Genomic DNA, 12,282 nt, shown 5'->3' on the forward strand with positions numbered 1-12,282 from the left:
GTTATCCACAGGCTCGCCACGGACGTCGTGGCAGCGGCTACGGTTCTTGTGTCAGGCGGGCGCAGACAGCGGCGGTCCGCACACTCCACGGGGGAGACGAGCATGTCCGGCAACAACATCACGCACGAGGTCACGGACGGGGCGGAGCGGACCACCACCTCCGGCGACCCCTCGGTCGCACCGAGCCGTGCGGCACGGGAACTCGGCCTGAAGCGGAGCGAGTTCGACCTCGCAGTGCGCCTCGGACGCATCCGCACCGTACCCGACGAAGGGGGAGGCGGCCGACGCGTCGCCCGGTCCGAGATCGACCGGGTCCGTACGGAGGACGGATTCCCGCAGACGCTCCGGGACGGCGTCCGGACCGTGAGGACGACGGAGGGCGCCGCCCTCATGCAGGTGACGAAGGCCCGGTTCACCCGCCTGGCACGGCTCGGCCTGCTGGTCCCCGTGGCGTTCCACCTCAACCGCTACCGGGCTGTCGTCTGGATGTACCGGGCCGAGGAACTGGAGCGGTTCGCGGCCGATGAGAGCAACGCACCACTGCTCACGGGCCGTACACCCGAGGGAATGCGGGACCAGCTGAAGGAGGGACTCGACCTGCGTCCCCGCAACTGGCGGGGCCGGTACCTGGAGTTCTTGCTCCGGCAGGCCGAGGACCCGTGGGCCCGTGCCGCCGCCGTGGCGTCGCTGCTCGATCCGGTGGATGTCTCGGAGGTCGTGACGGATCCGTACGAGCGGTCCCGTCTGAACCGGTTCCGCCCGGCCCCACCGTCCCACGGCTCGCCGGGCACGCCGGCGGCGCAGATCGCCGAGGACATCATGACAGCGGCCGATCCGGACGAGGTCGACCGGCTCCGCAGGGACTTGGCCCGCGCCGTGGACGCCGCCCGGGAGTGGCACCCGGCGCCACGACCTGTGCCGCGGGCACGCGTTCACGGCGCCGTCCCGCACGCGGCCCCCGGGCAGCGCGGGCACGGCCCGGTCGCGCATCCCGCCCCCATGGCACACGGGCCCGGTCCCGCACCGCATCCGGCCCGTCGGCCGGCGCCCACCACGCCCTGCCCCGAACCGGGGCGGCAGCGGGCCCAGGAGCATCCACGGCCCCGTGGCCTGCTGCGTCGGCTCTGGCACAGAGGCTCCTGACCTACAGGGCCCGGAACAGCCCTTCCTGGACGACGGACACCAGCAGGCGCCCCTCCACGTCGTAGATGCGCCCACGGGCCAGACCCCGCCCACCCGTCGCGATCGGCGACTCCTGGTCGTACAGGAACCACTCGTCCGCGCGGAACGGCCGGTGGAACCACATGGCGTGGTCCAGCGACGCCATGTCGAAGCCCCTCGGGCCCCACAGGGGCTCCACGGGGATGCGCACGGCGTCCAGCAGAGTCATGTCACTGGCGTAGGTCAGGGCGCAGGTGTGCACGAGCGGGTCGTCGCCCAGCGGTCCCACAGCGCGCATCCACACGGCGCTGCGCGGCTCGGCGTCCTCGACCTCCTCGGCACTCCAGCGCAGCCGGTCGACATAGCGGATGTCGAAGGGCTGCCGGCGAGCCATCCGCTCCAACTGCTCGGGCAGCGCACCCAGGTGCTGCCGGACCTCGTCGGCGACGGTCGGCAGGGACTCGGGCGCCGGGACCTTGCGGGCCGGCGGCAGCTGGTGTTCGAAGCTTCCCTGCTCGGGCTTGTGAAAGGAGGCGGTGAGATTGAAGATCGTGCGGCCCTGCTGCACGGCGGTGACCCGGCGGGTGGTGAACGACCGCCCGTCCCGGACCCGTTCGACCTGGTACACGATCGGCACGCCCGGGCGTCCGGGGCGCAGGAAATACGCGTGCAGGGAGTGCACGGGGCGGTCGCTCTCCGTGGTGCGGCCGGCGGCGACCAGCGCCTGTCCGGCCACCTGGCCGCCGAAGACCCGCTGGAGGGATTCCTCGGGGCTTCGGCCACGGAAGATGTTGACCTCGATCTGCTCCAGGTCGAGCAGGTCGACGAGGCTCTCGGCCGGATTCGTCATCGGTGGGATTCTCCTGTGTTCACAGCTGGCCGACATCGGTGACGCGGACGACCGCCCGGCCTTCGGCGTCGGAGGCCGCGAGGTCGACCTCGGCGCTGATGCCCCAGTCGTGGTCGCCGTTGGGGTCGTCGAAGATCTGCCGGACGCGCCAAAGACCGTTCTCCGGCTCCTCCTCGATCACCAGCAGCTTGGGGCCGCGGGCGTCGGGTCCGGTCCCGAGGTCCTCGTACTCGTCCCAGTACTTGTCCATCGCCTCGCCCCAGGCATCGGCGTCCCAGCCGGCGTCGGCGTCCATCTCGCCGAGCTCCGCGACCTGGTCGAGGGCGGCGAGTTCGACGCGGCGGAACAGGGCGTTGCGGACGAGGACGCGGAAGGCACGCGCGTTGGTGGTGACCGGCCGCACCTGGTCGGCCTTCTCCTGCGCCTCCTCGGCGGTCATCTCCTCCGGGTTGGCGAGCTGTTCCCACTCGTCCAGCAGGCTGGAGTCGACCTGGCGCACCATCTCGCCCAGCCACTCGACCAGATCCTGGAGGTCGTCGGACTTCAGGTCGTCCGGGATGGTGTGGTCCAGGGCCTTGTAGGCGCTGGCGAGGTAGCGCAGCACGATGCCTTCGGTGCGGGCCAGTTCGTAGAAGGAGACCAGCTCCGTGAAGGACAGCGCCCGCTCGTACATGTCCCGGATCACCGACTTCGGCGACAGCGGGTGGTCGCCGACCCAGGGGTGACTCCTGCGGTAGGTGCCGTACGCGTGGAAGAGCAGCTCCTCCAGGGGCTTCGGGTACGTGACGTCCTGGAGACGCTCCATGCGCTCCTCGTACTCGACGCCGTCCGCCTTCATGGCGGCCACGGCCTCGCCGCGCGCCTTGTTCTGCTGGGCGGCCAGGATCTGCCGGGGGTCGTCCAGGGTGGACTCCACGACGGACACCATGTCCAGCGCGTACGACGGCGACTCCGGGTCCAGCAGTTCGAACGCGGCCAGGGCGAAGGTGGACAGCGGCTGGTTCAGCGCGAAGTCCTGCTGCAGGTCCACCGTGAGGCGGACGATCCGGCCCTCGGCGTCCGGTTCGTCGAGCTTCTCCACGATGCCGCCGTCCAGCAGCGAGCGGTAGATCGCGATCGCCCGCCGGATGTGGCGGAGCTGCTGCTTGCGCGGCTCGTGGTTGTCCTCCAGCAGGCGCCGCATCGCGGCGAAGGCGTTGCCGGGACGGGCGATCACCGACAGCAGCATGGTGTGGGTGACCCGGAAGCGGGACGTCAGCGGCTCCGGCTCGGAGGCGATGAGCTTGTCGAAGGTGTTCTCCGTCCAGGCGACGAAGCCCTCGGGCGCCTTCTTGCGGACGACCTTCCGGCGCTTCTTCGGGTCGTCGCCGGCCTTGGCGAGCGCCTTCTCGTTCTCGATGACGTGCTCGGGGGCCTGCGCGACGACGAAGCCCTCCGTGTCGAAGCCCGCGCGCCCGGCCCGCCCGGCGATCTGGTGGAACTCCCGGGCCCGCAGCGTGCGCACACGGTTGCCGTCGTACTTGGTGAGCGCCGTGAACAGCACGGTGCGGATCGGGACGTTGACCCCCACGCCGAGCGTGTCGGTACCGCAGATCACCTTCAGCAGGCCGGCCTGCGCGAGCTTCTCCACCAGACGCCGGTACTTGGGCAGCATGCCGGCGTGGTGCACGCCGATGCCGTGCCGTACGTAGCGGGAGAGGTTGCGGCCGAACTTCGTGGTGAAACGGAAATTGCCGATCAGCTCGGCGATCTTGTCCTTCTCCTCCCGCGTGCACATGTTGATGCTCATCAGCGCCTGCGCACGCTCGACGGCCTGCGCCTGCGTGAAGTGCACGATGTAGACGGGCGCCTGCCGGGCCTCCAGCAGGTCGGTGAGCGTCTCGGTCAGCGGCGTGTAGCGGTACTCGTAGGAGAGCGGTACCGGCCGGGTGGCCGAGCGGACCACCGCCGTGGGGCGGCCGGTGCGGCGCGTGAGGTCCTTCTCGAAGAACGAGACGTCACCGAGCGTGGCCGACATCAGGACGAACTGCGCCTGCGGCAGTTCCAGCAGCGGAATCTGCCAGGCCCAGCCGCGGTCCGGCTCCGCGTAGAAATGGAACTCGTCCATCACCACCTGGCCGATGTCCGCGTCCTTGCCGTCACGCAGCGCGATCGAGGCCAGTACCTCGGCCGTGCAGCAGATCACGGGGGCGTCGGCGTTCACGGAGGCGTCGCCGGTCAGCATGCCGACGTTCTCGGTACCGAAGAGCTTGCACAGCTCGAAGAACTTCTCCGACACCAGCGCCTTGATCGGAGCCGTGTAGAAGGTGACCTCGTCCCGGGCCAGCGCCGCGAAGTGGGCACCCGCGGCGATCATGCTCTTGCCGGAGCCGGTGGGCGTCGACACGATCACGTTCGCACCGGACACCACCTCGATCAGCGCTTCCTCCTGATGGGGGTAGAGCGTGAGACCGCGCTCCTGGGCCCACGACTCGAAGGCTTCGTAGAGGGCGTCGGGGTCGGCGGTCGGCGGCAGCTGATCGATGAGGGTCACGCCCCCATCTTGCCTGGCCCGGGCCGCGATGCGGGAATCGGATGCCCGTACGAAGATCACGAACGCTACGCTGGGTCGCCGACTGCGCGTCAGCGGACCCGGTCAACTGGACAGCGGCACACGAGGAATGGGGCGGGCAACGGCGATGATGGGACCAGCACACTCACTGTCGGGCGCCGCGGCCTGGCTCGGCGTCGGGGCGGCGACCGCCGCCGCCGGGCACCCGATGCCCTGGCCGGTCCTGCTCGCCGGAGCGCTGATCTGCGCCGGGGCCGCGCTCGCCCCGGACCTCGATCACAAGGCCGCCACCATCTCCCGGGCCTTCGGGCCCGTCTCACGGGGCCTGTGCGAGATCGTCGACAAGCTCTCGTACGCCGTCTACAAGGCCACCAAGAAGCAGGGCGACCCACGCCGCTCCGGTGGCCACCGCACCCTGACGCACACCTGGCTGTGGGCCGTACTGATCGGAGCGGGCACCTCGGTCCTGGCCATCACGGGCGGCCGCTGGGCGGTGCTGGCCATTCTCTTCGTGCACATGGTGCTCGCCATCGAGGGCCTGCTGTGGCGGGCGGCCCGCGGCTCCAGCAGCGACGTCCTGGTCTGGTTGCTGGCCGCGACCAGCGCGTGGATCCTCGCCGGGATCCTGGACAAGCCGGACGGCGGCTCGGACTGGCTGTTCACCGCGCCAGGCCAGGAGTACCTGTGGCTGGGGCTGCCGATCGTGCTCGGCGCCCTGGTGCACGACATCGGGGACGCGCTGACCGTCTCGGGCTGCCCGATACTGTGGCCGATACCGGTGGGCCGCAAGCGCTGGTATCCCATCGGCCCGCCGAAGGGCATGCGGTTCCGGGCAGGCAGCTGGGTGGAGCTGAAGGTGCTGATGCCGGCGTTCATGCTCCTCGGCGGAGTGGGCTGCGCGGCGGCGCTCAACGTCATCTGACCCGGCCGGTTCCGCCGGTCCGGCTGCTCGGGCTGCTGCGTCGGGGGCGTCGGGTCCGTCCCGGCCGTTCAGCCCGTCCCGCCGGCGTCTTGCCCCTCACCTCCGCCGTAGCGCCGCTCGAATCGTGCGACGCGCCCCTCCGAGTCCACCGTCCGCGCCTTGCCCGTGTAGAACGGGTGGCTCTCCGAGGAGATCTCCACGTCCACCACCGGGTAGGTCTCGCCGTCGTCCCACGCAATGGTCTGGTCGCTGGTGGCGGTCGACCGGGTCAGGAAGGCGTAACCGGCGGCGCGGTCGCGGAAGACCACGGGGTGGTAGTCGGGGTGCTTGTCCTGCTGCATGGCTGCTCCTTGTACGGCGCGGGTCGGGGCGGAGATTCACGAACGGCGCGGCCGGTGGGGTCAGCGGGGCAGGGAGTCCTCGTCGACGATGTGCATCGCGGCCTCCTCGGCGGAGGCGGCGGCCCCGTCGATCCCCACGTCCCTGGCGACCAGGGCGGCTTCCTCGTCCTCGTGCGTTCCTTCGTCGGGTGCCACGAGCCGGCCGGAGCGGGCCGCCCCGACCTCGTTGTCCAACAGTTCGCCGTCGGTGCCCTGGGAGTCGCCCAGGCCGTCACCGTCGGGTGCGAGGGAGTCCGGCTGCTCCTCGGCGAGCCGCTGCTCGAGCGTCTCGCCGCGGTGGCGTTCCTCGGCCGTCACGCCGGTGTGCTCCACTGCCCATGGCCGCTCCGGCGGGGACCAGCCCCGGTCGAGGGGGTCGTCGACACCGTCGTACTCCAGGGTGTCCTCCGCGTCGAGCAGCCCGGTGTCTTCCCTCTGCTCGGAACCGTCGGGCTGGTAGACGTCATCTCCCCATCCGTCGGCGCTGTTCACGGGTACCTCCTGGGGGTGGGGACGGGCCCCTTCTCACCGTGGGCCGCGGCAGGTCGCCGCTGCACGGGGCACTGGCGTCGCCCGCGGCCGCACCTCGTGGCGTGCGGGCGTTCCCCGAGCCGGTGCCTCCCTCCAGACTTCCACCCCCGTTCGGGACCGCGCAACGGCACGGGCCCCTGCCGGGGACCCGGCGCCCCCGGCCCGCGCCGGCCGACCGGCGACGGGACGGTGCCGAGCCCGGCTCCGACGGTTCCAGCGCAGCACTCGGCCTCCGGCGGCAAGGGCCCGGTCCCGGGCGGTCCCGGCCCGGCCCCGGGCCGCCCGAGCCGCGCCTTGGGCGGACCGGGGCCGGGGCGTGAGCACCCGAGGCCGGCCGCCACGGGGCATCCGAGTCGGACGCGCGGCCTCACGGCCTCGTCCCTCGGCCGTCCGGGCTCGTCCCTCGGTCTTCCGGGCTCGGCCTTCAGTCCTCCGGGCTCGGCCCTCGGCCGTCCGGACCGGGCCCTCGGCCGTCCAGGCTCGGCCTTCGGCCGGCCGCGTCCGGCCTTCGTATGTGAGGTCCTGGCTTCTGGCCGTTGGCGTCCGGCTTCAGTCTGCGGGGTCCTGGTCCCTGGCTGTTCGCGTCCGGCCTTCGTGGGTGGGGCCCCGGCCCCTGGCCGTCCGAGTCCGGCCTCCGTGCGACCGAGCCCGTCCCCAGCCCGGACGAGGCCGTTCACGGGTTCCCGGTCGGGGGCCGGCCCCCTCCGGCGGGCCGGGGCGGGCCGGTCAGCCGTGCCAGGACCGCCACAGGGCCGCGTAGGCGCCGTCCGCCGCGACCAGCTCGTCGTGGCTGCCCAGCTCGCTGATTCGGCCGTCCTCGACGACGGCGATGACGTCCGCGTCGTGGGCGGTGTGCAGCCGGTGGGCGATGGCGACCACCGTGCGCCCGTCCAGGACGCGGGCCAGGGACCGTTCGAGGTGGCGTGCGGCCCGCGGGTCGAGCAGGGACGTGGCCTCGTCCAGCACCAGCGTGTGCGGGTCCGCCAGCACCAGACGGGCCAGCGCGATCTGCTGGGCCTGCGCCGGCGTGAGCGCGAAGCCGCCCGAGCCGACCTCGGTGTCGAGGCCGTCGTCGAGCCCACGGGCCCACGTGTCTGCGTCGACGGCGCCCAGCGCCGCCCACAGCTCGGCGTCGGTGGCGCCGGTGCGGGCGAGGCGCAGGTTGTCGCGCAGGGAGCCCACGAAGACATGGTGCTCCTGGTTGACCAGGGCCACGTGCGAGCGGACCTCCTCGGCGGACATGCGGGACAGTTCCGCGTCGCCCAGGGTGATCCGGCCGTCCCTGGGCCCGTAGATGCCGGCGAGCAGCCTGCCCAGGGTGGACTTGCCGGCGCCGGAGGGGCCGACCAGGGCGAGCCTCGTGCCGGGGGCGACCTCGAGGGACACCTTGCGCAGGACGTCCACGCCCTCGACGTAGCCGAAGTGCACCCGGTCGGCGTGTACATGTCGGCCGTCGGGGGTCAACGACGGGTCGCCGGCGTCCGGCTCGATGTCCCGGACGCCGACCAGCCGCGCCAGCGACACCTGGGCGACCTGCAGCTCGTCGTACCAGCGCAGGATCAGACCGACCGGGTCGACGAGCATCTGCGCGATCAGCGCCGCCGTCGTCAGCTGACCGACGCCGATCCACCCCTGCAGGACGAACACACCGCCGATCAGCAGGACGGAGGCGAGCACGGTCACATGCGTGACGTTGATGACGGGGAAGAGCACCGACCGCAGCCAGAGCGTGTAGCGCTCCCAGGCGGTCCACTCGCGGACCCGGCGTTCCGACAGTTCGATGCGACGGGCGCCGAGGCGGTGGGCCTCGACGGTGCGCCCGGCGTCCACGGTCTCGGCGAGCGCGGCGGCCACGGCCGCGTACCCGGCGGCCTCGGAGCGGTAGGCGGAGGGTGCCCGGCGGAAGTACCAGCGGCAGCCGATCACCAGGAGAGGCACGGCGAGGAGCACCGCGGGCGCCAGCGGCGGTGCGGTGATCACGAGGCCGCCGAGCAGCAGCGCCACCCACACGACGCCGATCGACAGCTGGGGCACGGCCTCGCGCATGGCGTTGGCGAGCCGGTCGATGTCCGTCGTGATCCGCGAGAGCAGATCACCCGTGCCGGCCCGTTCCAGCACGCCCGGTGGCAGCCCGACCGATCGCACGAGGAAGTCCTCGCGCAGATCGGCCAGCATCCGCTCGCCGAGCATGGCTCCGCGCAGTCGCACCTCCCGCACGAACACCGCCTGGACGACGAGCGCGATCACGAACAGCGTGGCCGTCAGCCCGAGGTGCAGTTCGCGGGCGTCGTCCGACACCCGCTCCACGAGTCCGCCCAGCAGGTAGGGGCCCACCATCGAGGCGACCACGGCGACGGTGTTGACGGCGACGAGGAAGACGAAGGCACGGCGGTGCCGGCGCAGCAGCTCTCCCACGTACGCGCGTACGGTCGTGGGGGCGCCGACGGGCAGGGTGCTCGCCGTGGTGGGGGCCGCCGGGTCGTACGACGGTGGCGCCACGCCGATCATGCCGTCTCCTCGATCTCTTCCAGTCGGTGCAGTACGTCGTCGTCACCGAGGACGTCGTCGTCCAGGGTCTTGTCCAGGGCGACGCCGGCGCCGTCCAGGACGCCGTCTCCCCTGTGGGCGTCCGCCGGCGCGTCCTCGTCCCGCTGCGCGGCGGCGGTCTCCTCGTCGGTCTCGCGCGTCACCACCGCCCGGTACCGCGGCTCGGTGTGCAGCAGGTCCCGGTGGGTGCCGACCGCCGCGACCTCCCCGTCGTCCAGGAACACGATCCGGTCCGCCCGGTCCAGCAGCAGCGGCGACGAGGTGAACACCACTGTCGTGCGCCCGGCCCGCAGGCTCCTCACGCCCTCGGCGATCCGCGCCTCGGTGTGCGAGTCCACGGCGGAGGTCGGCTCGTCCAGGACGAGCACCTCCGGGTCGGTGATCAGGGACCGGGCCAGCGCGAGCCGCTGGCGCTGGCCGCCCGAGAGGGAGCGGCCCCGTTCGCTGATGCGGGCGTCCATCGGGTCCTCGGCCCCGAGCGACCCCTGCACGAGTGCCGCCAGCACGTCCCCGCACTGGGCCGCGGCCAGAGCGTCCTCGGCGCCGACAGCGCCGGACGCGGGTACGTCGAGCAGTTCGCGCAGCGTGCCGGAGAGCAGCACCGGGTCCTTGTCCTGCACCAGGACGGCGGTGCGCGCGGAGTCCAGCGGCAGTTCGTCGAGCGGGACGTCGCCCAGCAGCACCGACGCGCCTTGCTCCGACGGGTGCCCTCCGAGCCGTTCCGCCAGGCGGCCGGCCGCGTCGGGGTCGCCGCAGACCACGGCGGTGAGCCGGCCCGTCGGCGCGAGCAGGCCGGTGGCCGGGTCGTACAGGTCCCCGGACGGGATGCCGGCGGGGCGCGATCCCGTGGTGTCCGTGGCGCGTTCCAGCGACAGCACCCGTGCGGCCCGCTTCGCCGACGGCCGCGAGAAGGAGTACGCCATGGCGATCTCCTCGAAGTGCCGCAGCGGGTAGGTGAGGATCATGACGGAGCTGTAGACGGTGACGAGTTCACCGACGCCGATCCGGCCCTCACGGGCCAGGTGCACGCCGTACCAGACCACCGCGATCAGCAGCAGCCCCGGCAGCAGCACCTGGATCGCGGAGATCAGGGACCACATGCGGGCACTGCGCACGGCCGCGTGGCGGACCTCCTGGGAGGCGCGGCGGTAGCGGTCGAGGAACAGTTCCTCGCCGCCGATGCCACGGAGGACGCGCAGTCCGGCGACGGTGTCCGAGGCCAGTTCGGTGGCGCGGCCGGCCTTCTCCCGCTGGACGTCGGCGCGCCGGGTGGCCCGGGGGAGCAGGGGAAGCACCGCGAGGGCGAGCACCGGCAGGCCCACGGCCACGACGGCGCCGAGCGCCGGCTCGTAGACCACCAGGCCGACGCAGACCAGCACGATGGTCAGCGCCGCCGCGGTGAAGCGGGACACGGCCTCCACGAACCAGCCGATCTTCTCCACGTCGCCCGTGGAGACGGCCACGACCTCGCCCGCCGCGACGCGCCGGGTCAGCGCCGAGCCCAGCAGCGCGGCCTTGCGGGCCAGCAACTGCTGGACGCGGGCGGCGGCGGTGATCCAGTTGGTCACCGCGGCGCGGTGCAGGAAGGTGTCGCCGAGCGCGTTGCCTACGCACGCCAGGGCCAGCAGGCCGCCCGCCAGGGCGAGTCGCGTGCCGGAGCGGTCGACGACGGCCTGCACGGCGAGGCCGACGCAGAACGGCAGGGCCGAGACGGAGGCGAAGTGGAGCAGCCCCCAGGCCAGCGACTTGAGCTGCCCGCCCAGCTGGTTCCGGAAGAGCCACCACAGGAATCGGGGACCGGAGCGGGCGTCAGGCACGCCCGGGTCGGGGTACGGAAGGTCTTGGATCTGCATGACGTCCCAGTTGCTCGGGTCAGGGGGTGCCGCGCGCAACACGGCATCAAGTGGCTGCAAACCGTGCAAGGTTCGCGTCGCCGTGTGGTCAAAAGCAAGCGGTTTTCCGCGGTGGGGTACGGATCCGGCTGCCGTCCGCGGCGGACCGGCCCCCAGCGCGGCAGGGACAACCGCGGGCCGGCGCGCGTCCTGAGCCGGTGGGGGTCTTTCGGGTGCGAATGCGAGGATGGAGCGATGCGGAGTGGTGGTGCACGACGTACGGCGGTCGCGTTGGCGGCCCTTGGATCCCTGCTGACGGCGCTGTCGGCGTGCGGTGGCCCCTCTGGGGCCGGCGCGGACGCCGGAGCGGGCCGGCCCCCGGGCGCCGCGGCCGGCACGAGCCCCGCGACCGCCGACCCGACCCGGATCCCCGGCGTCGGCGACCGGTTCCAGCGGCGGATCCCCGCCGAGTCCCGCCAGGTCGTCGCGGTGTACGGCGACGGCAAGGACTCCGCCGACTCCACGGTCGTGCTGTACACCAGGCAGGGCTCCGCCTGGCACCGGGCGGGCAGTTGGGCGGCGCACAACGGCACGAAGGGCTGGACGACCGACCATCGGGAGAACGACAAGCGCAGCCCGGTCGGTGTGTTCACGCTCAGCGACGCGGGCGGCGTGCTGCCGGACCCGGACCCGGGCGACGGACTGCCCTACACCAGGTCCGCCGCCTTCGCGGCGCCGCGCTGGTGGGCCAAGGCCTACTGGCACGACTTCGACTACGTCATCGCCATCGACTACAACCGGGTGAAGGGCACTGCGCCGAACGATCCGACCCGGCCGGAAGGCGCGTCCAAGGGCGGTGGGATATGGCTGCACCTGGACCACGGCAGTGGTACGTCGGCCTGTGTCAGCCTGCCCGAACGGGCGATGGAGTACCTGCTGCGCACGCTGGACCCGGAGCGGCACCCCGTGGTGGTGATGGGGGACCGGGCGGACCTGAAGGCCTGACCGCGAGCCCGTCGGCTACGGGCCGGCAGGCCGGCCGGGATCGACGGCGGTCCCGTCGATCAGCGTGTCGAGGAGTCCGCCGAGCGCCGCGCGCTGCTCGTCCGTCAGCGGGGCCAGGATCTCCTCCGCGGCCGACCGGCGCGCGCCGCGCAGTTCCCGCAGGGCCGCTCGCCCGTCGTCCGTGAGTTCGATCCGGATCACCCGGCGATTGGCCGGATCCGGAACCCGGCGCACCTTGCCCGCCGCCTCCAGTCCGTCGACCAGCGTCGTCACCGCCCGGGGCACGACCTCCAGGCGCTCGGCCAGGTCGGCCATGCGGGGCGGCGAGCCGTAGTGCGCCAGGGTGCGCAGCAGTCGGGACTGGGCCGGTGTGATGCCGAGGTCGCGCAGCTCGAGGTGGCGCTTCTGAATGCGGTGCACCCGGCGGGTGAGCCGCAGCAACTGCTCGGCGAGCAGGCCGTCGGGGTCGGGGGCGGTCATGCGGGAACAATATCAGGACGACG

Annotated in this window: 10 protein-coding genes; 3 read left to right on the top strand and 7 right to left on the bottom strand. The window is 72.6% G+C overall.

Features of this window, described 5'->3' with window-relative positions; genetic code table 11:
* The first annotated feature begins 102 nt into the window (after window positions 1-102).
* Window positions 103-1,143 (top strand): DUF6397 family protein, encoded by a 1,041-nt coding sequence (locus tag IE260_RS09015; protein ID WP_189869958.1) that lies wholly within the window; start codon window positions 103-105, stop codon window positions 1,141-1,143.
* A gap of 1 nt (window position 1,144) precedes the next feature.
* Here IE260_RS09015 and IE260_RS09020 read toward each other — a convergent pair whose 3' ends face one another.
* Window positions 1,145-2,011 (bottom strand): acyl-CoA thioesterase, encoded by an 867-nt coding sequence (locus IE260_RS09020; protein ID WP_189869959.1) that lies wholly within the window; start codon window positions 2,009-2,011, stop codon window positions 1,145-1,147.
* Window positions 2,012-2,030: 19 nt separating this feature from the next.
* Entirely contained in the window at window positions 2,031-4,544 is a 2,514-nt protein-coding gene (locus tag IE260_RS09025; protein ID WP_189869960.1) for a DEAD/DEAH box helicase, read from the bottom strand.
* A gap of 145 nt (window positions 4,545-4,689) precedes the next feature.
* Here IE260_RS09025 and IE260_RS09030 point away from each other — a divergent pair, with 145 nt between their 5' ends.
* A complete protein-coding gene (locus IE260_RS09030; protein ID WP_189869961.1) occupies window positions 4,690-5,484 on the top strand; it encodes a metal-dependent hydrolase in 795 nt (264 codons plus the stop codon).
* A gap of 68 nt (window positions 5,485-5,552) precedes the next feature.
* Here IE260_RS09030 and IE260_RS09035 read toward each other — a convergent pair whose 3' ends face one another.
* From IE260_RS09035 to IE260_RS09050, 4 genes are all read right to left on the bottom strand, one after another.
* The gene (locus IE260_RS09035) at window positions 5,553-5,825 is read right to left on the bottom strand and encodes a type B 50S ribosomal protein L31 (protein ID WP_189869962.1); all 273 of its coding nucleotides are present in this window, start codon (window positions 5,823-5,825) and stop codon (window positions 5,553-5,555) included.
* Between the two features lie 60 nt (window positions 5,826-5,885).
* Window positions 5,886-6,356, bottom strand: coding sequence for a DUF5709 domain-containing protein (locus IE260_RS09040; RefSeq protein WP_189869963.1), 471 nt, complete (start codon window positions 6,354-6,356; stop codon window positions 5,886-5,888).
* A gap of 765 nt (window positions 6,357-7,121) precedes the next feature.
* Window positions 7,122-8,903, bottom strand: a complete 1,782-nt coding sequence (locus IE260_RS09045; RefSeq protein ID WP_189869964.1) for an ABC transporter ATP-binding protein — start codon at window positions 8,901-8,903, stop codon at window positions 7,122-7,124.
* Entirely contained in the window at window positions 8,900-10,795 is a 1,896-nt protein-coding gene (locus IE260_RS09050; protein WP_189869965.1) for an ABC transporter ATP-binding protein, read from the bottom strand. Before IE260_RS09050 ends, IE260_RS09045 begins: the two co-directional genes overlap by 4 nt.
* Before the next feature lie 234 nt (window positions 10,796-11,029).
* On the opposite strand from IE260_RS09050, the gene IE260_RS09055 reads away from it, so the two are divergent.
* The gene (locus IE260_RS09055) at window positions 11,030-11,779 is read left to right on the top strand and encodes a hypothetical protein (RefSeq protein WP_189869966.1); all 750 of its coding nucleotides are present in this window, start codon (window positions 11,030-11,032) and stop codon (window positions 11,777-11,779) included.
* A 15-nt stretch (window positions 11,780-11,794) separates the two neighbouring features.
* Here IE260_RS09055 and IE260_RS09060 read toward each other — a convergent pair whose 3' ends face one another.
* Window positions 11,795-12,259 carry a MarR family winged helix-turn-helix transcriptional regulator gene (locus IE260_RS09060; RefSeq protein WP_189869967.1) on the bottom strand — a complete coding sequence of 155 codons (465 nt, stop codon included), beginning with the start codon at window positions 12,257-12,259 and terminating at the stop codon, window positions 11,795-11,797.
* Window positions 12,260-12,282: the final 23 nt, after the last annotated feature.

This window comes from Streptomyces viridiviolaceus (genome assembly GCF_014650995.1).
Lineage (GTDB): Bacteria > Actinomycetota > Actinomycetes > Streptomycetales > Streptomycetaceae > Streptomyces > Streptomyces viridiviolaceus.

Coding starts and splice junctions, on each gene's coding strand:
- IE260_RS09015 (WP_189869958.1), top strand. CDS start 103: ATGTCCGGCAACAACATCACGCACGAGGTCACGGACGGGGCGGAGCGG.
- IE260_RS09020 (WP_189869959.1), bottom strand. CDS start 2,011: ATGACGAATCCGGCCGAGAGCCTCGTCGACCTGCTCGACCTGGAGCAG.
- IE260_RS09030 (WP_189869961.1), top strand. CDS start 4,690: ATGATGGGACCAGCACACTCACTGTCGGGCGCCGCGGCCTGGCTCGGC.
- IE260_RS09035 (WP_189869962.1), bottom strand. CDS start 5,825: ATGCAGCAGGACAAGCACCCCGACTACCACCCCGTGGTCTTCCGCGAC.
- IE260_RS09045 (WP_189869964.1), bottom strand. CDS start 8,903: ATGATCGGCGTGGCGCCACCGTCGTACGACCCGGCGGCCCCCACCACG.
- IE260_RS09050 (WP_189869965.1), bottom strand. CDS start 10,795: ATGCAGATCCAAGACCTTCCGTACCCCGACCCGGGCGTGCCTGACGCC.
- IE260_RS09055 (WP_189869966.1), top strand. CDS start 11,030: ATGCGGAGTGGTGGTGCACGACGTACGGCGGTCGCGTTGGCGGCCCTT.
- IE260_RS09060 (WP_189869967.1), bottom strand. CDS start 12,259: ATGACCGCCCCCGACCCCGACGGCCTGCTCGCCGAGCAGTTGCTGCGG.